Annotated in this window: 10 protein-coding genes; all 10 read right to left on the minus strand. The window is 69.9% G+C overall.

Features of this window, described 5'->3' with window-relative positions:
• Window positions 1-92 precede the first annotated feature (92 nt).
• The 10 genes from NKJ47_RS07215 to NKJ47_RS07260 all read right to left on the minus strand — a co-directional run bounded on the left by NKJ47_RS07215 (window position 93) and on the right by NKJ47_RS07260 (window position 21,056).
• Window positions 93-1,535 carry a 6-phospho-beta-glucosidase gene (locus tag NKJ47_RS07215; protein WP_254460809.1) on the minus strand — a complete coding sequence of 481 codons (1,443 nt, stop codon included), beginning with the start codon at window positions 1,533-1,535 and terminating at the stop codon, window positions 93-95.
• Window positions 1,510-2,445 (minus strand): carbohydrate kinase family protein, encoded by a 936-nt coding sequence (locus NKJ47_RS07220; protein ID WP_254460810.1) that lies wholly within the window; start codon window positions 2,443-2,445, stop codon window positions 1,510-1,512. Before NKJ47_RS07220 ends, NKJ47_RS07215 begins: the two co-directional genes overlap by 26 nt.
• The gene (locus NKJ47_RS07225; protein WP_254460811.1) at window positions 2,442-3,818 is read right to left on the minus strand and encodes an APC family permease; all 1,377 of its coding nucleotides are present in this window, start codon (window positions 3,816-3,818) and stop codon (window positions 2,442-2,444) included. The genes NKJ47_RS07220 and NKJ47_RS07225 overlap by 4 nt, the downstream gene beginning before the upstream one ends.
• Window positions 3,815-5,734, minus strand: a complete 1,920-nt coding sequence (locus tag NKJ47_RS07230) for a beta-galactosidase (protein ID WP_254460812.1) — start codon at window positions 5,732-5,734, stop codon at window positions 3,815-3,817. The genes NKJ47_RS07225 and NKJ47_RS07230 overlap by 4 nt, the downstream gene beginning before the upstream one ends.
• Window positions 5,735-6,632: 898 nt before the next feature.
• Window positions 6,633-9,614 carry a TonB-dependent receptor gene (locus NKJ47_RS07235; protein WP_254460813.1) on the minus strand — a complete coding sequence of 994 codons (2,982 nt, stop codon included), beginning with the start codon at window positions 9,612-9,614 and terminating at the stop codon, window positions 6,633-6,635.
• A 639-nt stretch (window positions 9,615-10,253) separates the two neighbouring features.
• Window positions 10,254-12,971: a glycoside hydrolase family 3 C-terminal domain-containing protein gene (locus NKJ47_RS07240; RefSeq protein WP_254460814.1), complete on the minus strand. Its 2,718-nt coding sequence runs from the start codon at window positions 12,969-12,971 to the stop codon at window positions 10,254-10,256.
• Window positions 12,972-12,982: 11 nt separating this feature from the next.
• Entirely contained in the window at window positions 12,983-15,682 is a 2,700-nt protein-coding gene (locus tag NKJ47_RS07245) for a beta-mannosidase (RefSeq protein WP_254460815.1), read from the minus strand.
• Window positions 15,683-15,698: 16 nt separating this feature from the next.
• A complete protein-coding gene (locus NKJ47_RS07250; protein ID WP_254460816.1) occupies window positions 15,699-18,191 on the minus strand; it encodes a family 20 glycosylhydrolase in 2,493 nt (830 codons plus the stop codon).
• 118 nt (window positions 18,192-18,309) lie between these two features.
• Window positions 18,310-19,365 (minus strand): glycosyl hydrolase family 18 protein, encoded by a 1,056-nt coding sequence (locus NKJ47_RS07255; RefSeq protein WP_254460817.1) that lies wholly within the window; start codon window positions 19,363-19,365, stop codon window positions 18,310-18,312.
• Window positions 19,362-21,056, minus strand: a complete 1,695-nt coding sequence (locus tag NKJ47_RS07260; protein WP_254460818.1) for an alpha-L-fucosidase — start codon at window positions 21,054-21,056, stop codon at window positions 19,362-19,364. Before NKJ47_RS07260 ends, NKJ47_RS07255 begins: the two co-directional genes overlap by 4 nt.
• Window positions 21,057-21,129 lie beyond the last annotated feature (73 nt).

Raw genomic sequence — 21,129 nt, forward strand, 5'->3', positions numbered from 1 at the left:
GGTAGGCTGATGGTACCTATAACGGACCAATTTGCGACGACCTTACAACGTGTGGCCGTCCGATGCATCCTGCGACCGCACAACCGTCCGGCTCAGTGGGGGTGGTGCGCGCCGTGCCAGTGCATCGGTCCCGAGCACACGCACTCGCCGTCGTCGTCGCCGTTGCCGGCATGGCCGAACAGGGCCTCCAGCAGCCGCCGCGACGGGCTCCATTCGCCGATGGCCGGGTGGATCAGCATCGCCTTGCAGGCCTCCAGGTGGCTGCCGCTGAGCGCGGCGTCGATGGCGGCGTGCTCGTAGGCCTTGACCGTGCGCACCAGGCCCTGGATCGCCTCGGGCATCGGCCGTGCCGGCAGCGGGGTGATGCGGTCGCGTTCGATGGTGGAGGAGATTTCCACGATGTCGTCGTCGGCCAGTTCGGCCATGCAGCCCTGGTTGCGCACGTTGACCACGTGCCGCCCCGGCAGCGCGCCGGTCAGTGCGCTCATCACGTCCACGGCGATGCGGTGGTAGCCGGTGCTGGCGCGGAACGGGTCCGGCTGCGGCGCGAGGTCGTCGGCGAAGGCCGAGCCGGCCTCGGCCTCCAGCCGCATGTACGAGCCGGAGCGCTGCTGCAGGTAGGCGGCGTAGGTCTGCACCGCGCCGCTGCCGTCGCCGGCGTTGAGGCGGCTGCGCAGGTCGGCGATCAGGGTGTGGTTGAGCTGTTCGATCTCGCTGCCGCGGCTGGCGCCGCTGGCGCGCTGGTTCTCCAGGGCGCGACTACGCTCGTAGTAGAAGTACAGGTATTCGGTGGGGATCAGTCGCAGCGTGCGCAGCATGTCGAAGTCGAACAGCGGCGCCAGGTACAGCTGGCGCAGGATCGCATCGTCGGCCAGGATGCGGTCGAGCACGTCCTCGCCGCGCACGCGCACCGCGCGGATCCAACCCAGGTGGTTGAGGCCGACGTACTCGCAGTCCACGTCCGCGGGCGGTTCGCCGAGCGCGCGGGCGATGTTGTGGAACAGCTCCACCGGCGTGTCGCAGATGCCGACCACGCGCGCGCGGGTGTGGCGGCTGATGGCCTGGGTGATCAACCCGGCCGGGTTGGTGAAGCTGACCAGCCAGGCGTCGGGGCTGAGCCGCTCCACCATCCGCGCCTGCTCGATCGCCACCGGCACCGTGCGCAGCGCCTTGGCGACGCCGCCGGGGCCGGTGGTTTCCTGCCCGGCGTAGCCGTGGCGGATGATGGTGTGCTCGTCGGTGGCGCGCTGATGGATGCCGCCGATGCGGATGCTGTTGAGCACGAAGTGCGCGCCGTCGATCGCCGCTTCCGCCGAGCTGGCCGCGTTGACCTGCAGCTCGCCGCCGAACTCGGCGACCACCGCGCGGCCCAGCGCGACCATCAACGCCAGCCGATCCTGGTCCGGATCGTAGAGCACGATCTCGCGCGCGCCGAGCGCTTCGGCGGCATCGTTGACGCCGTACACCACCAGCGGCGCGCGCACGCCGCCACCGCCGATCAGGGCGAGTTTACGGTTGGGAGAGGAACTGCTCATGGAGACTCCTGAGACGTGGGGGATCGGGAAGGCCGTCGAGCGCGCCGAGCGCGGTGCAGCAGGCGGCGCCGCACAGGCAGCCGCGCTGCGCGCAGGCATCGAGGGAAACGTGGTCCAGCAGCGCGTCGATGAAGCCGGCATCGAAGGCGTCGCCGGCGCCGGTGGTGTCCTGCACGGCGACCACGGGCGCGGCGACCAGTCGCGCGCCGGCCGCATCCACCACGCAGGCGCCGGCGCCGCCGAGCTTGATCGTCACCTGCGCCAGGCCCAGCGCCTGCGCCCAGGCGCGGCAGGACGCGGCATCGTCGCCCGTGCAGCCGGCCAGTGCCGCCTCCTTCTGGTTGGGCAGGAAGTGATCGACCGCGCGGCAGGTGGCGTGGTTGTCCGGATCGCCCAGCCATGCCGGGTTGAAGCCCACGTCCAGCGAGGTGCTGCAACCGGCCGCGCGCAATGCCGGCAACAGCGTGCGCGCCAGCGCCGCCGGCAGCGGCAGGGCGAAGTGCACGTGGCGCGCGGCGCGCATCGCCTCCAGCGCGGCGGCGCTGCGCAGCAGCGGTTCCAGCTCGGCATTGGCGCCGGGGTAGGTGAAGAATGAGCGGTCCTCGCGCAGCGACACGCTGGCGGTGACGCCGGTGCCGGCGGGATGGTCGACCAGGCCCTCGGTGCCGACACCGAAATCGCCCAGGCGCTGCGCGAACCAGGCGCGGTCGCCGGCGCCGATCGCGCCGATCAGCGTGACCTTGCGCCCAAGCCGGGCCAGGCCGCAGGCGGTGTTGACGGTGCCGCCGCCGAGATCGCGATGGTAGTGCCGCGCCATCGCTTCCTCGCCCGGCCCGGGCCAGGTGGTGAAGCCGCTGAAGATGTGGTCGAGATAGACCTCGCCGACCACCGCGACGTCGTGCGTTTTCATTGCTGGAAGGGCCATGCTGCCTCGCGTTTGGCCTGGATGAGATAGAGCGCGGTGCCCGCGCACAGCGCCAGCACCGCCGCCAGCAGCCGCGGCAGCGGACTGGTGGCCAGCAGCGCCAGCCAGCCGCAGACGCTGATCAGCAGCGGCCACGGATACAGCGGCATGGCGAAGCTGGCGCGACGCCGCGGCCGTCGCCGCAGCAGCACCACCGCCAGGCATTGCGCCAGGAACTGGAACAGGATCTGGATGATCATCAGCGTGGCGATCAGGTCGTCCAGCGACAGCGGGCAGGCCAGCGCCGAGGTGATGCCGACGAACAGCAGCGACACGGTGGGGAAGCGCCCGCGCGGGTGCAGCCGCGCGAACACGCCGAAGAACTGGCCGGCCGCCGCCGCCGCATACGGCACCCGCGAATAGCCCAGCAGCACCACCAGCGCCGAGCCCCAACTGGCGAGCACGATCAGCGCCACCGCCACGGTGCTGCCGGCGGGGCCGTAGATGACCTGCATGAAGTCGGCCACCACCGCCTTGGACTGCGCCGCCTGCCGCCACGGCAGCACGCCCAGCACGGTCACGTTCAAGCCCAGGTACAGCACCGCCACGATCGGAATCGACCACAGCACCGCACGCGGAATCGTGCGGCGCGGCTTGCGGATCTCGCCGCCGAGCATGCACACGTTGTTGTAGCCGCCGTAGTCGTACACCGCGATCAGCGCCACCGCACCGAAGCCCAGCCAGAAGCCGTGCGGCGAGGCCGGCCGCGCCTGCAGGAACTCGCGCGCCAGCGCCATGTCGAAATGCAGCGCGCCGCTGAGCACGATCCACAGGCAGGCGGCGATCACCACCGCGCTGACCAGCAGCGACAGCAACTGCACCGAGCGCACCTGCCGGTACAGCAGCGCGGTGTTGAAAAGGCACAGCGCCATGGCGATGCCGGTGAGCGCGGTGTGGCTCAGCCCGGGCATCAGGTAGGCCAGGTACTGCGCGCAGCCGACCGCGGCCGCGGCCACCGACAGCGGCGCGGTCAGCAGCGTCTGCCACAGGTACAGGAAGCCGAACAGGCGCCCGGCGCGGTCGCGGCCATAGGCCTCGCGCAGGTAGTGGTACGGCCCGCCCGAGCGCGGAATCGCCGCGCCCAGTTCGGCCCACACCAGGCCGTCGCACAGGCACAGCAGCGCGCCGACCACCCAGCCCAGCAGCACCGCCGGCCCGGCCAGCGCCGACAGCGCCAGCGGGATGGTGATGAACGGGCCGATCCCGATCATGTTGAGTAGGTTGGCCGACAGCGCGCTCCAGAACCCCAGCGTGCGCGGCGGCGCGCCCTGGTCCGTGGCGGACGGGGAGGGCGCGACGGGGGCGGCGAGCGACGTCATGTGCATGCACGATCCTGCGGGGAGGGAGGGGGAACGAAGGCCTGCGTTGCAGGCGTGGGCACCAGGCCGTCGGCACAGCGCACCAGGCCCGGCTGCAGGCGGTGCAGATCGAGCACCAGCACCTGGTTGGCCCCGGCGCGCAGCCAGGCGCCCGGGCAGTACAGGCACTGCTGCGGGCCGATGTCCCAATAGCGGCCGAGCAGGCGCCCGTTGACCCACAGATAGCCCTTGCGCCAGTCGCGCATGTCCAGGTGCACGTCGCCGGGCCGGTCCAGGGTGAACGCGGTGGCGAAGAACAGGCCCGGGCGTTGCGGCGGCGTCTGCAGCTTGCGCAGCGACGGCGTCGGGTCCGTGTCCAGCGCCAGCCCGCGTACCTCCCAGCCGTGCAGGTCCTGGCCATCGAGCCGCACCGGACCGAGCAGCCCCTTGCGATCGCCCAGCGCCGGGCCGAAGTTGATGTGGCCGAAGCTGTCGACCAGCACGTCCAGCTCGCGCGTTTGCTTCTGCGCATCGGGCAGGCGCAGGTGCGGCGCGCTGTGCAGGCGCGGATGCCGCATCCGCGACACATGGCCCAGCTCGCGCCCGTCCAGATGCACCACCGCGTAGTCGTGGACCTGCCCGAGGTGCAGCGTCCGGCCCGGCGCGATCTGCCGCCGATACAGCACCAGTCCCTGGTCCTGGCCGAGCAGGCGCTGGTTGTCGCTGGGGATCTCGGTCTGCAGCGCGGGGCCGAGGTTGTCCCACAGTGCGGCCACGGGCTCGGCCTGCACCGCGTCGAAGTGTGCGCGGCGCGGTGCGGCCGGTGGCGGCGGCGGTGGCGTTTCCGCTTGCGCAGCGATGATCTTGCGCAGCGCGAAGTACGCCGGCGTGGCGCGGCCGGCCTCGTCGATCGGCGCGCCATAGTCGTAGCTGGTCAGCGCCGGCTGGAATTGCGAGCCGTCGTCTTCGGCATTGGCGCCGGCGCTGAGGCCGAAATTGGTACCGCCGTGCGCCACGTACAGGTTGAACGAATAGCCGGCGGCGGCGATGCGGCGCAGCAGGGGCGCGTAGTCGCGGCGCGCGAACTGCGGCTCGCCCCAATGCGTCAGCCAGCCCGGGTAGCCCTCGGACACCCACACCGGCGCCTGCCCGGCGAAGGCCGTGGCCGCCTGCAGATCGTGCAGGTCGGGACCATCCAGTCCCAGCGCCGCGCCGGGCAGCATGGCCTGGCGTCGGCGCAGATCCTTGAGCCCTTCGGCCAGCGAGAACGGCCCGTCGATGCCATGTGCCCGCCACAGCGCGGCCAGCGCCTGCAGATAGCCGACGTCGCTGCCGTGCATCGAATACTCGTTCTCGATCTGCAGCATCAGCACCGGCCCGCCGACACTGGCCATCAACGGCGCGATGCGCGGCGCGATCGCCCCGATGTAGCGTTCCACCGCGGCCATGTAGCGCGCATCGTGGCGATCGCGCAGGCGGATGTCTGGCGTGCGCAGCAGATACGGCGGCAGCCCGCCCAGCGTCCATTCCGCGCACACGTACGGCCCCGGCCGCAGATACACCCACAGTCCCTCCTGCTGGCATAGCCGGATGAACCCGACGAAATCGCGCTCGCCGCTGTCCAGGTCGAACTGCCCGGGTGCCGTTTCCAGCGCATTCCACATCAAGTACAGCGCGATGGTATTCAGCCCCATCGCCTTGGCCATGCGGATGCGATGCAGCCAATCCGCCTTTGCGATCCGCAGTGGATGCAGCTCCCCACTCCGGATCTGCCACGGTTGCCCGTCCAGCGTGAAACGCCCCTGCGCGAAGCCGAATGCGTGCGGCCGCCCGTCCGGCACCAGTGCTGATGCCGGTACCGCCGCGCGCAGCATCGGCATCGCCGCCAATCCCAACGGCGCGAGCAACCCGAATCGGCAGAATGCGCGGCGTTTCATTGCGCGCTCCAGCAGGACCGTTGCAGTTGTAGTTGCAGTTGCAGTTGCCGTGGTTGTTGCTGTTGCTTTTCAGCTTTTGCCTTTCCCGGGTCCCCTCCGTAGCGGCGGAGCTGGCGGGTCAAACCCCCCGGAGGGGGGCGGCGCACAGGGATGTGCGCCGTTTTCGGCCGGGGCAGGGCTCGCCGGGAAAAGGCGAAGCACTGCTTCGCCCCGGCGGGCGGGCTGGCGCCGTGAGGCGACTGCCCCGGACTTGGCTGCGAAGCAGACAAGCCCCGTCCGAAAATCCCGCCAGCGGAGCGGACCCGCGTAGCGGGCGCGAAGGCGGGGTGTGCTTGATCAGCCATTCGGCTGCTGTGAAGCGGCTTCTTTTGGTTACTTTTCTTTGCACAAGCAAAGAAAAGTAACTCGCCGCCAGGCGAAAGCTGTTGCTTTTGATGGCTAACCCAGGTGACACCGGTAAAGCCCGTCGGGACTGAAGTCCCTCCCACAAGAGCCATAGTCCAGGCTTTGTCGGTAGAGCCTGCCGCGGCTGGAGCCGCTTCTACAACAGTTGCGTCGTGCGTTGCTTGAGTGGGCTGCCGATGCAACCTGATCCAGGCAGCATCGGTAAAGCCCGTCGGGACTGAAGTCCCTCCCACAAGAGCCATAGTCCAGGCTTTGTCGGTAGAGCCTGTCGCGGCTGAAGCCGCCCCTACGACAGTCGCTACGTGCGTTGATCGGGTGGGCTGCCGATGCAGCCTGATCCAGGCCGCATCGGTAACGCCCGTCGGGACTGAAGTCCCTCCCACAAAAGGCCTGATCCACGCGGAGTCGGTAAGGCCTGTCGGGACTGAAGCAGCTCCCACAGAGATCCTGGCACCTCTCCGCGATGGCATCCCAGTGCGCACGTCGCCGCGCCCTAGAACGCGTACTTGACGGTCAACAACGTCATCATGCCGGCGTCGACGATGTCCGACACCGCCAGATTGTGCCGGCCCACATGCCCCCAGTAGCTGTATTCCTTGGTGAGATTGGAGATCGACAGATCCACATTCACCCCGTTGTCGAACCGATAGCCCGCGTGCAGGTCCACCCGCCGCGTCGGACGTGCCCACAGGTCGTCCCACGGCGCGTTCTGGTGCAGGAAGTCGTAGTTCAGCAGATAGGAACTGCTGAAGTGGTAGCTCAGGTTCACCGAGAACTTCGAGTGCTCGTAGAACAGCTCCAGATTGGCCATCGCATTCGGCGCCGACTGCATCTGTTCGTCTTCGAAGCCGACCATGCCCAGATCGGCATGCGCATGCTGGCGCGTGGCGTTGGCACTGACGCCCAGCCCGTCGAACGGCGCCGGCAGGTCCTGGAAGCGCTGCCGCGCGCTGACCTCCACGCCGTACACGCGGCCGTCGCCGCCGTTGGTCGGCATCTGGTAGAACACCGTGCCGCTGCCGCTGGTGCCCGAATTGGCCTGGCCGGAGCCGGCGTCGTAGATGTAGTGGTGCAGGCGCTTGTAGAAGCCGGCCACGGAGAAGAACCCGCCATGGTCGGTCGCCCACTCGCCGGAGAGGTCCAGGTTGGTCGAGGTGATCGCCTTCAGGTCCGGATTGCCCTGGGTGATGGTGGTGATCGGCGGCACGGCGTTGGAGACGCTGATCTGGCTGCCGCCGCCCAACTGCACGAATGCCGGCCGCGTATAGCTGGTCCACAGCGCCGCGCGGTAGGTGGTGGCGCTGTCCGGGCGCCAGGTCAGGAACACGCTCGGCAGCGGCTGGTCGTAGTGCGTGCTGTTGGCGGCGAAGTAGCCGACCTGCTGGTTGCCGTCGCTGTCGGTGGGCGTGGTCCAGAAGGTGTTGTGGATGCTGGTGTGCTCGAAGCGCACCCCCGGCACCACTTCCAGGCTGCCGAAGGAGAAGGTCGTCATCGCGTAGGCGGCGCTGACCGCCTCGGTGCCGCGCATCGTGTTGCAGTTCCAGTTGTTGACGTAGAACGCGCTGCCGCAGGTGTCCAGGTCGTCGTCGGTGAGGTGGTTGGCGATGACCTGCGCCACCGCGCCTTCGCTGACCCGCGGCGTGGCCCAGTGGTACTTGCCGGGGAAGATCGCCGCGTAGCCGCCGTTGAAGATGCCCAGGTCGCCCAGCGTGCTGGCGTCGGGCACTGGCCCGGTCCACCAGTCGCGGTTGCTGTAGTGGCGGCTGCTCTTGCTGTACTTCACGCCGAACTGCAGCGTGGTCAGCGCGCCGTCGGCGAAGTCGTAGCGCGCGTCGAACTTGGCGCCGCCCTTCTTCTGCCCGGAGTAGATCTTGGTCGATTCGCCGTAGCTGCTGGCGTACAGCGAGGGGATGTTGTTGACCTGCGCCAGCAGCGCCGGGGTCAGCTGTGGATAGGGGAAGGCGCCGCTGCCGTAGCGCATCAGGCTGCTGCCGGAGTAGGCGAAGTTGGCCTGGCTGAACTTGTCCTCGCGCCCGTCGATCTCGATATGGTCGGGGCGGTCGTTGTCGCCGAAGCTGTAGAACAGGTTCGGCGACAGCGTCCAGTTGCCGGCGGTCTTGCGCGCGCCCACCTGGAAGGTGGCCAGGTCGGCGATTTCCGGGTTGGTCTCGTACCAGAAGCGTGCGGCGATGCGGTTGATGTTGGGCGAATACACGCCCGGCGTGGCGCTCGGCACGAAGCTGACGTCCTGCGGCAGCAACTGCACGAAGGTGGTGCCCTGGTCGGTCTTGGCGTAGGCATAGGTGGCGCGCGCATACACCGACAGGGTCTCGTCCACGTTCCAGTCGAAGGCGGCGTTGCCGCCGTAGCGGCGCTCCCAGCCGGCGACCACGCCGACGTTCATGCCGGTGCTGGTCAGGTTGTCCTGCGGCGCGTAGCCGGCGGCGTTGCTGCCGTCGGCATTGGCGTGCAGGAAGCGCCAGGAGCCGTCGTTGAGCGCGCTGGTGGCCGCGGCGACCTCGCTGTTGGTCGAGGTGCGGTAGTCGTAGTAGGCGCTGGCGTAGAAGCCGAACTGCTGCTCGTCGCCGAACTTGCGCTGGAAATCGCCGGCCAGGCCACCGCCGAGGCCGTCGCCGCCGTAGTCGCGGGCGCGGCTTTCGACGCGGCCGCTGGCGGTGATGCTGCCGCTGCTGGCGTCCTTGAAGTCGTAGGCGGTGGGCGTGCGGAAATCCAGGGTGCCGCCGATCGCGTCGCCGTCCATGTCGGCGGTGGAGGTCTTGTTGGCGACGATGGTCTGCAGGCCCGACGGCGGCAGCAGGCTCAACTGCACGCTGCGGCTGTACGGCATGCCCTGGGCGACGGTGACGCCGTCGATCAGGTTGACGTTGTATTCGGAGGGCAGGCCGCGCACCGAGGCGAACATGCCTTCGCCGCGGGCGGCGCCGTCGACGCCGCCGAAGTAGCCCGAGCCGCTGTAGGTGATGTTGATGCCGGCGATCAAACCCAGCGCCTCGGCGACATTGTGCACGGCGGTGTGCTCGAGATCGTTGGCCGACAGCACGTCCACCGTGTTCGACGCGTTCATCTTCAACGTGCTGGCGTCGTAGCGGTTGACCGCCACGCTGATCGTCTGCAACTGCTTGGCCTCGTCCAGCGCGATCGACACCGTGGCGGCGCCGCTGTCGGCGACCTGCACGGTGGTTTCCGGGGCGCTGAAGCCGGGATAGTCCAGTTGCAGCGCGTACTGCCCGGCCGGCACGTCGGCGATGACGAAGCGGCCCTGCGCGTCGGTGACGGCGCTGAGCGCGGTGCCGGCGATGGCGACCTTGGCGTGCGCGGCGGGCTTGCCGCTGCTGCGCTCCTTGAGTTCGCCCTGCACGGTGCCGGCCAGCGCAGGTGCGGTGGCGGCGAGGCCGGTGATGGCCAGAATGGCGGCGCACAGCGCCTTGCGCTTGCAATACGGATGGGTTGCCACGTGTCACCTCGCTGATCGTGATCGATGCGGGCACGCGCCGAAGGCGACGCGCCGCTGCGTTCCTGGAAGGCAGACACGGTGGACGGAAGGCGCGCGCGCTCGGACCGCACGCCGGGCGGCGTGCGAACAGGACAAGACAAGCGAACGGCGACCGACGCGTGGCGTCTGCCGGCTGGGCGGACCGTTAAACGGCGATCAGTGGCGTGGCGGCGAGTAGCCGGCGATGCATTTGGAGCGCGAACGCAGCGCGCTCAGCTTGTAGCGACGGGTCATGCGCAGCGGCCCCCGTGCGTGCCCGCGCGGCGCGCGGACGACAGGCAGGGCGCCGGAACTCCGGCGAGGCATCGATCCTGGCTGCGACGACTGCATGACATGGCACATCACCCCTGGAACTGCCCTGGAAAACGCCGCAGTTGCTGCGGCGTTCGGCGCGTCTGGCATCGTCGATGCGTGGCACCGACGTGTTATCGATACCGCTGTCCCGGAAGACTGTCAAGAGGTTGTGAAAAATAAATTCAGACGGTGCCGCGATACGGGCGCGTGGGGGGCGCGGCAACGGGAGGGCGGCGGGCAGTTACGCTGCACCGCCGCAGACGCTGGCGCATTTCGTAGACAGGGGGCCGCAGGCGGCCCTGTCGCTCACCTCGGCAGGGCCATGCGCCCGCTGATCGAGAAGGCGGCGTCTTCGCCGGCGGCGCCGGTGCCGGGCTGGCCGCCGCCGACGAACAGCCGGTAGTCGCCGGCCTCGACTGCGCGCTGGCCGCTGCGGTCGACGTCGCTGAGCTGGCGCGCATCCAGCGCAAAGCTCAACGTGCGCGCCTCGCCTGGCTGCAGATGCACCCGCTGGAAGCCGACCAGGCTGCGCAGCGGCGACTGCGCGCGCTGCGGGTACTGCAGGTACACCTGCACCACCTCGTCGCCGGCGCGTGCGCCGGTATTGCGCACGGTGGTGCTCACCTGCAGCGGCTGGCCGGCCTGCAGCGTCGCGGCCGACAGCCGTGGCGCGTCGTAGGCGAACCGGGTGTAGCTGAGGCCGTAGCCGAACGGGAACAGCGGCTCGCCCTTGAAGTAGCGGTAGGTGCGGCCCTTCATGTCGTAGCTGACGTAGGGCGGCAGGTCCTTGGTCGAGCGGTAGAAGGTCACCGGCAGGCGCCCGCCGGGATTGATGTCGCCGGCCAGCGCCTGGGCGATCGCGGTGCCGCCGGACTGGCCCGGATACCAGGCGGCGATGATCGCGTCGGCGTGCTGCTTGGCCCAGTTCAACGCCACTGCGCTGCCGCTCATCAGCACCACGACCAGCGGCTTGCCGCTGGCCTTGGCCCGTTCCAGCAAGGCCTGCTGCGCCGCCGGCAGGGCCAGGTCGTTGCGGTCGCCGCCATCGAAGCCGGGCACGTCGATGCGCAGTTCCTCGCCTTCCACGTCCGGCGAGAGGCCGACGAAGGCCACCACCGCGTCGGCCTGCGCCACCGCGCGTTCGGCTTCGGCCAGTTGCAGCGCCGGCGGCGCCAGCCACTCCAGGCGCAGGCCCTGGTCCTGGCCGCGATGCTCCAGTTCCAGGCGGATGCGGCGCGGTCGCGCGTCGTCGAAGTGCAGCACGGCCTCGACGTTGCGGCCATCGGCGTTGTGCATGCCGGCCGGCAGGTGCTTGTCTTCGGCGTTGCCGGCGATCACCAGCTGGTCGTCGACGTACAGGCGCACCGGGTCGTGGCCGGCGCAGTCGAAGCAGCGCGCCACCCGCACCGCCAGGGTGTAGTCGCCCGGGCCGGGCGGCAGCAGTTCGCCGCTCCAGCGCACCGAGTAGCGGTCCTTGTCCACGCCCTTGGCCGGCGCCACGTGGTCCCAGTTGAAGCCGACCACGCGGTCCTGGCGCTGCACGCGCGGCGTCCCGGCCAGGTCCGGGTTGTCGAAGTATTCGCCCCGCAGCCCGGGCTTGCCGTCGCTGCGCAGCGCGGTCTCGGGGATCATGCCGGGCACGCCCGCGGCCAGTGGCGCGCCCTGCGCATAGGCGACCTGGGCGGCGCCGAAGCGCGTGCGCAGGCCCTGCAGCGGCGTCACCGGCTGCACCGAGGTGCCCTGGTAGTTGGCTTCCAGCGCGGCCAGCGCGTCGGCATTGGGGCCGAGCACGGCCAGGCGCAGGCCCGGGCGCAGCGGCAGGGTGGCGTCGGCGTTCTTCAGCAGCACCAGCGACTGCTGCGCGGCCTGCAGCGCCAGCGCGCGGTGCGCGGCGTTGTCGATGTCCTTGGCGCCCAGCCGCGCATACGGATCGTGGCGCGGCGGCTGCAGTTCGCCGAGCCGGTAGCGCGCGGCGAACAGGCGCACCAGCGAGCGGTCGAGCAGGGCCTCGTCGGCCTCGCCGCGGTCGAAGGCCAGGCCGAGCTCGCGGTAGGCGAAGCCGCAGTTCAGGTCGTGCCCGGCCTTGAGCGCGGCCGCGGAAGACCCGGCGTTGTCGGCGCGGTAGTAATGGAACTGGGTCATGTCGTCGATCGCATCGCAATCGGATACGACGAAACCCTTGAAGCCCCAGTCGCCGCGCACGCGGCCGTTGATCAGCCAGTCGGCGGCGCAGGCGGGCGTGCCGTGCAGGGCGTTGTACGCGCACATCACCGAGCCGGCCTGGCCGTCGACGATGGCGGCACGGAACGCCGGCGAGTAGGTGGCCTCGAAATCGTGCGGCGACACATCCACGTCGAAGCCGTGGCGGCCCGGTTCCGGCCCGCTGTGCACGGCCAGGTGCTTGGGCGTGGCGATGGTGCGCGGGTGCGCCGGATCGTCGCCCTGCAGGCCGCGGATGAAGCCGACCGCCAGCCGCCCGGTGAGGTAGGGATCCTCGCCGTAGGTCTCCATGCCGCGGCCCCAGCGTGGGTCGCGGAAGATGTTGATGTTGGGCGACCAGATGGTCAGCCCGGCGTAGCGCGGATGGTCCTTGCCGGGGCCGCCGGCGAGGTTGAACTTGGCCCGCGCCTCGGTGGAGGTGACGGTGCCGACGTCGTGCAGCAGCTCGGGGTTCCAGGTCGCGGCCAGGCCGATCGCCTGCGGGAACACCGTGGCCTCGCCGTTGCGGGCTATGCCGTGCAGGCCCTCGCTCCACCACTCGTAGGCCGGCACGCCCAGGCGCGGAATCGCCGGCGCGTCGTTCATCGCCTGCGCGATCTTCTCGGCGCGGGTCATCTTCGCCACCAGCGCGGCGGCGCGGTCCTCGGCCTCGTCGGCGTGGGCGAGCGGGGCGGCGAGCAGGCCGATCGCGCACAGCGCCAGGTAGATGCGCCTTTGTGGGAGGGACTTCAGTCCCGACGTGGCATTACCGGTAAAGCGTCGGGACTGAAGTCCCTCCCACAAGGTGACGCCCGCACGCGACATCTCCCTGCCCATCACTTCGCCTCCGCCGGCTCGGCGGGCGCGCCCGCCAGGGTCCCGCCCAGGTCGCGCACCTGCAGCGCCGCGCGCAGTTGCTCCAGCCTGGCGTTGCTGTGCACGCGCACGGTCAGCGGTTCGCCCGGCAGCAGGTCGAAGGCGTTGTCGGACAGGGTCACGTCGAGGTCGCCGAAGCTCAGCCATACCTGCGCGGCGAGCGTGGCGCTGCTCAGGGTCAGCGCGTAGCCGTCGCCGTCGGCGCGCAACTCGGTGCGGATGTCGGCTTGCGGCCATTGCAGGCGCTTGGCCGCGTCGAAGTACACCAGGTTGCGCGACAGCACGCGCTCGCCGTCGAGCAACTCGAACACCGCCACGCTGCGGCGCGGATCGGCGCGGCGCAGCAACTGCGCATCGCTGAAGCTGGCCACGCGCACGCTGGACAGCGGCGCCAGGGTCACCGGCTTCTCGGTCTTGCTCAGCACCTTGCCGGACAGGTCCATGACCCGCATGCGCCAGCGCGCGGCCAGCGGCGTGGTGCGGTCGGAGACCAGCGACACCGTGGTCTGGCCCTGGTCGTTGCGCAGCGCGGCGATCAGTTCCGGCGCATAGAAGCGGCGCGCGTGGTACTGCAGCGCCTTCCAGCGGCCGAAGTAGTCCAGGCTCGACCACGAGGCGCCGGGCCAGACGTCGTTGAGCTGCCAGTACAGCGAGCCCATCGACTGCGGCCGCGATGCGCGCAGGTGCTCGGCGGCCAGGGCGATGCCCTCGGCCTGCATGATCTGGCTCAGGTAGACGAAGCTGGGGAAATCCTTGGGCTCGCCGAAGGCGCGGCGGATGTACAGCAGCAGGCGCTGGTTGCCGTTGCCCTTGTCGAACTTCTGGTGCGCGCGCATCACCGGCGATTCCGGGCGCAGGTCGCCGGGTTCGGCGAAGGCGCGGATGGTGCGCATCTCCGGGAACGACTGCAGGCCGTACTCGGACATGAAGCGCGGGGTCACGTTGAGGTACTCGGTGACCGGCAGCGCCGGGCCGCCCCAGACCTTCCAGTAGTGCATGTCGCCGTCGTCGGGCTGGTCGGCGGCGCCGTCGAAATCGGTGCCCGGCGAGGTTGCCCAGTACGGGGTGTCGCTGTCGTACTTCTGCACCGCCTCGCGCAACACCGTGCCGAACAGCGTGGTCATGCCGCGCACGATGCGCTCGCGCTCTTCCGGGTCGATCGACTGCTTGAAGGTGATGCGGTCGCCCCAGTTCTCCCAACCGGTCTGCACTTCGTTGTTGCCGCACCAGAGGACGATGCTGGGATGGTCGCCCAGGCGCCTGACCTGTTCCTCGGCCTCGGCGCGGGTGTTCTCGCGGAAGGCCACGTCGTAGGGCGGGATGGCGCCGCCGAACATGAAGTCCTGCCAGATCATGATGCCCAGGCGGTCGGCGTCCTCGTAGAAGCTGTCCGGCTGGTAATGGCCGCCGCCCCACATGCGCAGCATGTTCATGTTGGCGTCGCGCGCGGACTGCAGGAAGCCGCGCATGCGCGCGGCATCGACGCGGGTCGGGAAGCTGTCGAACGGGATCAGGTTGGCGCCCTTGGCGAACACCGGGATGCCGTTGACCACAAGGGCGAAACTCTTGCCCCATTGGTCCTTCTCGCGGCGCAGTTCGACGCTGCGCAGGCCGGTGACGCGCTGCGCGTCCAGGCGTTCGCCGGCGGCATCGCGCAACTGCGCCTTGAACGTGTACAGGTCCTGGCGGCCGTAGCCGGCCGGGAACCAGCGCTGCGGCTTGGCGATGCGTACCGGCACGGTCAGGGTGTTGGCGCCGGGGTCGACGACCGTGCGCTGGGTGAACTGGCCGACGCGCTGGCCATCGGGGCCGAGGACCTCGAGGTCCAACTGCACGTCGCCGCTGCGGCTGGCCTGCACCTGCAGTTGCGCCAGCAGCTGCGCCGCGTCGGCGTCGACGCGCTGCTGGGCGATGCGCAGGCCGTCCACGCGCAGGTCGTCCCAGGCCTCCAGGCGCACGCCCTGCCAGATGCCGGCGGTGACGATGCGCGGGCCCCAGTCCCAGCCGAAGTTGTACGGCGCCTTGCGCACGTAGGTGGAGCTGTGCCGCGCCACCGGCTCGTCGCCGAACGCCGAGTCGTAGGCGCCGGGCAGCGCATACGGCTGCTTGGACAGCCACGGCTGGATCTTCTTGATCGGCGAGGCGATGCGCACTTCCAGCAGATTGTCGCCGCGCTTGAGCAGCGGCTTGGCGTCCACCCGCCACTGCCGGAACATGTTGTCGGCGGCGAGCAGCTTCTTGCCGTTGAGGTAGACCTCGGCGAAGGTGTCCAGACCGTCGAACACCAGCTCCACGTGGGTGCGCGCCAGCAGCGCCGCGTCCGCCCGGAAGTGGGTCTGGTACTGCCAGTCGCTCAGTCCGGCCCACTGGATCTGCGCTTCGTTGTCGCGGTAGAACGGATCGGGCACCACCCCGGCGGCGATCAGGTCGGTCTGCACCGTGCCCGGCACCTGCGCCGGCAGCCATTGCGCCGCCTTCGGGTGCGCCTTGGCGTTGGCATCGCCCGGCGCCAGCCGCACCTGCCAGCCCTGTTGCAGCGACAGCGTCGCCGGCGCCGCCGCCTGTCCCAGCGCCGGCAAGGCCAGCGCCAGCAGCAGCCCGAGGCGGGCAGGAAGGCGCGTACGCGGCGCGGAACGGGGGCGGCGGGGCGGCTGGGTCATGCGAGGGTCTCCGTGGTCAGTGCGCGGCGTTGGGGGGCGCCTGCGCAGCGGTGTCGATCAAATGGACGGCGCCGATGGCGTAGTACGGCCCGGCGATGGGCGCGGTGGAGCGCAGGCACAGATCGTGCACGCCGGTCTGCTTGGGCAGCCGCGCTTCCAGCGCGAACTGGTCGCCCAGGGTCTTGCCGCGCGGCAGCGGCAGCCGCGCCAGCAGCTTGCCCTTGCAGTCGCCCAGGCGCACTTCGAACTCGCCGCGCGGGCTGTGCGCCGGGTAGCGCTTGACCTTGGCCTGGTCGTGCGCCAGCCCGTAATTGCGCGCCAGGCGCGCGGCGTCGATGCGGATGCGGTCGATGCCGTCCAGGCGCGCGTCGGCGTAGCGCCAGCAGCTGGTGAACAGGTCGATGTTGAACACCGGCGTGTCCTGGTCGGCCAGGTCCGGCAGCAGCGGCACGCGCAGGCCCAGTTCGCCGCCGGCGCACGAGCCCAGGCCCTGGGTGTCGCGGCTGAGCAGGTTGGCGCGGTCGAGGATGCGGCTGCGCGGCGCGGCCAGCAGGCGGCCATCGTCGGCGTAGGTGGCCGCGCGCACGGTCACCGGCAGGGTCACCGCGAACGGTGCGGTGTAGCGTGGCGAGTCGGCCTTGGGCTCGCTGCCGTCGGTGGTGTAGCGGAAGCTGCCGAACTTGGCCTGGTTGTCCAGCACCACGGTGGCCTGGCCGCCGTCCAGCACGGCGTTGTCGCCGCCCTGCAGCGCGATGTCCGGGGCGAAGGCGCCGTCGCCGTAGGCGATGCCCTGGCTGCGGTAGCGATCCAACTGCGCCGGCAGGCGCTGCAGGAAACCGTTCCAGTCGCGCGCGGCCATCGGCGACCAGCCGGCCTCGGCCACCGCGCTCAGCCGCGGGAACAACGCATGGTCGATATGCCAGGCGGAGGGGATGTACTCGCTCCACAGCGCCGCCTGCACGCCGAGCACGTGCTTGCTCTCCTCGGCGTTGAGCGCGGCCGGCACCGGATCGAAGCCGTAGACCTTCTGCAGCGGCAGCGTCGCCAGGCGGCCGTTGGGCTCGTCGTTGCGTGCGCTCTGCAGGTTGTCCAGGTACATCCAGCCGGCCGGTGCCAGCACCACGTCGTGGCCCTGCTTGGCGGCGGCCACGGCGCCGTCCACGCCGCGCCAGGACATCACCGAGGCGCTGGCCGGCAGGCCGCCTTCCAGGATCTCGTCCCAGCCGATCAGGCGCCGCTGGTGCTGGGTCAGGTAATCGGCCAGTTGCTGGTTGAACCAGCCCTGCAACGCATGCGCATCCTTGATGCCGAGCTTGCGCATCTGCGCGCGCACCGCCGGCGAGTGTTCCCACTGGTCCTTGACCGCTTCGTCGCCACCGATGTGGATGTACGGCGAGGGGAACAGTTGCAGCACTTCGTCCAGCACGCCGCGGATGAAGGTCATGCTCTTGTCGTTGGTGTTGAACAGGTACGGATTGACGCCCCAGTCCACCGACACCTTGGGCCGCTGCCGGGTCACCCCGACCAGTTCCGGATACGCCGCCACCGCCGCCTGCGCGTGCCCGGGCATGTCCAGCTCCGGCACGATGGTGATGTGGCGTTCGGCGGCATAGGCCACCAGGTCGCGGATCTGGTCCTGGGTGTAGAAGCCGCCGTAGCGATCGGGCAGGCCGTGGGTGCCGGCGCCGGGCGGGGTGCGCCAGGCGCCGATCTCGGTGAGCTTGGGATAGCGCTTGATCTCGATGCGCCAGCCCTGGTCGTCGGTCAGGTGCAGGTGCAGCACGTTGAGCTTGTGCTGGGCCATCGCGTCGAGCAGGCGCTTGACCGTGTCCGGGCCATGGAAGTGCCGCGCCACGTCGAGCAGCACGCCGCGCCAGCCGAAGCGCGGCCAATCGCGGATATGCACCTGCGGCACGTCGACCTCGCCCTTGCCGGCATCGGGCGTCATCAGCTGCCAGGCGCTGATCGCGCCGTAGAACAGGCCGCGCTCCTCGCGCGCCTGGATCAGCATGGTGCGCGGGTCCACGTCCAGCGTGTAGCCCTCGGCCTGCGCCACCTCGGTATTGGGATTGAGCTGCAGGCGGATGCTGCCGTCGGCGGGGATGGTCTCCGCGCGCACTTCCAGCGACAGTCCGCGGGTCTTGCTCAGCAGTTGCGACAGTTGCTGGGCCACGCGCTGCGCGCCGGGGTCGTCGGTCGGCACCGACAGTACGGCGCCGGTGCCGATGGTCAGGGTGCCGCCGTCGCGCTCGGCCTTGGCCGGCGCCGGGATCAGCGGCAGCGGCGTCTTGTCGTCGTCGTCATCGTGTTTCGGGGCCGGCGGCGGCGCTGCGGCGGGCTTGGCCGCCGCTGTCGGAGCGGGCGGCGGCGCGCGGTCGCAGCCGCCGAGCAAACTGCCACAGGCGAGCAGGGACAACCCCAGCCAGGCGTTGCGGGAAGCCGCCGCGATGCGCGCGGCGGCGGGCATCGGGCGGTGCGGCAATCGGGGGTGTGCACCCACTGCAGTCATCGGTCTACCTCAAGCGATCGAGATGCATATCGTAGAGGCTGTGGGGTAGCCTGAGGTGAGCGCGGCGCGTTCGCCGCGCGCCGCATGCATCCGTCCGCATCGCGCGCGCGACGGCCGGTCAGCGCGCCGCGGTCGGCAGTTCGTCCCAGACCTTGGGATCCTCGGCGCCCAGCACCCAGCAGCTGAAGCCTTCCAGGCCGTACTGCTTGACCAGGTCGTAGCGGGCGCGGAAGCTGCGCGCGTCCGGGCGGAACACCCATTCGCGCATGTCGTCGCGGTAGAAATAGAACCACGACTCCTGTTCCACCGGGTCCCATTGCACGGTGGCGTTCTGCTCCACCGCCAGCGGGAACGACTCGTCGGCGTCGATGTAGTCGGCGGCGATGTTCGACGCCTCGGTGCCGTCGGGCTTGACCGGATTGCCGGTGTACCAGCGGTAGCCGTAGGTGGCGATGCCCAGCGACAGCTTGTCCTTCGGCACCTGGGTCAGCGCGTAGTCCAGGTGCTTCTTCATCCACACCATGCCGTCCACCGGGCCGGGCGTGGTCCAGCGGGTGTGCTGGTCGTAGGTCATCAGGCTGATCAGGTCGGCCGAGGCGCTCAGCGCCTTGAGGTCGTAGGCGCCGCGCCAGTACTCCCACATCCACTTGGAGAACGCGCCGCCTTCGGCATAGCCCGGCGCGTTCGGCACCACCGCCACCGACAGCTTGAAGCCGGCCTTGTGCAGCGCCTCGGCGGTCTGCTTGACCATCAGCGAGTAGGCGTCGCGGTCGGTCCAGGCGATGTTCTCGAAATCGAACTGGAAGCCTTCATAGCCGTGCTTGCGGCCGTGGATCAGCAGCGCCGCGATCATGCGCTGCTTGGCGTCCTCGTCGTGCAGCAGCTTGTGGAAGCCCTCGCGGCCGGTGGTCATCGACAGGATCGGCATGACCCGCAGCTTGTGCTGCTTGGCGATCTCGTACAGGTACATGTTCGGGGTGCCGTTGACCAGGCCGGTCTGGTCCACGCCGTACCAGGTCGGCACCACCACGTCGATCTTGTCGAGGTGGGCCAGGAACGAGTTGGTCGATTTCTGCGTGTTCATCAGATAGAACAACGCGGTCGGGTTCTTGGCCATGGCCGGCCCGCAGGCCAGGGCGAGGGCGAACAGCAGCCCTGCGAAACGCTTCATCATCGGGAGGGATCCGTTGGCGGGGTGGAGGAAGACAGGGCGATGCGGAACACGTAGGCGTGTTCGCCCACCGGCTTGGCCGGCAGGCGCAGGTGCAGGCCGTCGGCGCGCTGCTCGAATGGCACCGGCTTGCCGTCGGCGAGCAGGGTGACGCTGCGCACGCCGTCGGCCGGCTTCAGCGAGCGGATCACCGCCTTGCCGTCGGCCGGCCAGCCCAGCTCGATCGCGTACAGCGCGCCGTGGCCGGTGGTGAAGCGGAAGTCCTCGGGCGTGTACGGCTTGGTCTTGGTGTCCTGGAAGGTGCCGCCGACCACTTCGGTGGGGCCTTCGCCGTAGCTGCGCCACGGCGTGCTGTCGTAGATCGCCTCGCCGTTGGTCTTGAGCCACTTGCCGATCGACAGCAGGATCGCGCGCTCGGTGTCCGGGATCGAGCCGTCGGCACGCGGCCCGATGTTGAGCATCAGGTTGCCGTTCTTGCTGACCACGTCCACCAGCATGTGGATGATGAAGGTCGGGGTCTTGTAGGTGTCGTTCTCGACATAGCCCCACGAGGCGTTGCTGACCGAGGTGTCGGTCTGCCAGTGGGTGGGATGGATGCCGGTGAGCTGGCCGCGCTCGATATCCAGCGTGCCGGCCCCTTCGGGGAAGGCGCCGAGCTTGTAGTTGACCACCACGCCGCCCTTGGCCGCGCCGTGGTTGTAGTAGTACGAGAGCATGGTCGGCAGCGTGCCGCGGAAGGTCGGGTGCGCGATCCACCAGTCGAAATAGATCAGGTCCGGGTCGTAGCGGTCGATCAATTCGGTGGTGCGCGCCAGCCAGTCGTCCAGCCAGGCCTGCGAGACCGGGGTCCAGTCGTTGTGCACGTCGGCGTCGTCCTTGCCCGGCAGGCGGACCTGCGCCGGGCCGTACAGGCCGGCGTAGCGCGGGTCGTTGACGTCGGAGTCGAACTGGCGGCCGCCGTCGAAGAACCAGTCGTGCTCGGCGCGGTGCGAGGACAGGCCGAAATGCAGGCCCTGCGCGCGGATCGCCTTGGACAGCTCGCCGATCACGTCGCGGCGTGGGCCCATCTTGGTCGCGGTCCAGTCCGACAGTTGCGAGTCGTACATCGCGAAGCCGTCGTGGTGCTCGGCCACCGGCACCACGTAGCGGGCGCCGGCGTCGCGGAACAGCGCGGCCCAGGCCTGCGGATCGAACTTGGGCGCGGTGAACAGCGGGATCAGGTCCTTGTAGCCGAAGCGCGACTGCGGGCCGTAGGTCTCGCGGTGATGCAGGTAGTCCTTGCTGCCCTGCTGGTACATGTTGCGCGAGTACCACTCGTTGCCGAAGGCCGGCACCGAGAACACGCCCCAGTGGATGAAGATGCCGAACTTGGCGTTGTCGTACCAGGACGGCGAGCGGTACTGCTTGAGCGAGGTCCAGTCGGGCCGGAACGGTCCGCCGCGCGCGCCGTCGTTGGCTTCGCGCACCAGCCGCGCGCGTTCGGGCGCGTACTTGGCGGTGGCCTGCAGCCACTGCTGGTCGATCTGTTCGGGACTGAGGGTGGTGGCGGTGGGCGCCGTTGGCGACGGCGCGTCCGCGGCGCCGGCGGGCAGGGCCGTCAGCGCGAGCATGAGGGCCAGTGCGCTGGCCAGGGTCTGGCGTGCGGCTCCGGCGTGGCGGGATCGGTCCGCACGGGGGCGGGTCTCGGTCGTCATGGAACGGCACTCCTTGTTACGGAAGACGATGCCGGCGCCGCCGCGCCGGACACGAAACAGCGCGCCACCGTGG

It is taken from the genome of Xanthomonas sacchari (genome assembly GCF_024266585.1).
In the GTDB taxonomy this organism is placed as follows: Bacteria; Pseudomonadota; Gammaproteobacteria; order Xanthomonadales; family Xanthomonadaceae; genus Xanthomonas_A; species Xanthomonas_A sacchari_C.

Coding starts and splice junctions, on each gene's coding strand:
- NKJ47_RS07215 (WP_254460809.1), bottom strand. CDS start 1,535: ATGAGCAGTTCCTCTCCCAACCGTAAACTCGCCCTGATCGGCGGTGGC.
- NKJ47_RS07220 (WP_254460810.1), bottom strand. CDS start 2,445: ATGAAAACGCACGACGTCGCGGTGGTCGGCGAGGTCTATCTCGACCAC.
- NKJ47_RS07225 (WP_254460811.1), bottom strand. CDS start 3,818: ATGACGTCGCTCGCCGCCCCCGTCGCGCCCTCCCCGTCCGCCACGGAC.
- NKJ47_RS07230 (WP_254460812.1), bottom strand. CDS start 5,734: ATGAAACGCCGCGCATTCTGCCGATTCGGGTTGCTCGCGCCGTTGGGA.
- NKJ47_RS07240 (WP_254460814.1), bottom strand. CDS start 12,971: ATGTCGCGTGCGGGCGTCACCTTGTGGGAGGGACTTCAGTCCCGACGC.
- NKJ47_RS07245 (WP_254460815.1), bottom strand. CDS start 15,682: ATGACCCAGCCGCCCCGCCGCCCCCGTTCCGCGCCGCGTACGCGCCTT.
- NKJ47_RS07250 (WP_254460816.1), bottom strand. CDS start 18,191: ATGACTGCAGTGGGTGCACACCCCCGATTGCCGCACCGCCCGATGCCC.
- NKJ47_RS07255 (WP_254460817.1), bottom strand. CDS start 19,365: ATGATGAAGCGTTTCGCAGGGCTGCTGTTCGCCCTCGCCCTGGCCTGC.
- NKJ47_RS07260 (WP_254460818.1), bottom strand. CDS start 21,056: ATGACGACCGAGACCCGCCCCCGTGCGGACCGATCCCGCCACGCCGGA.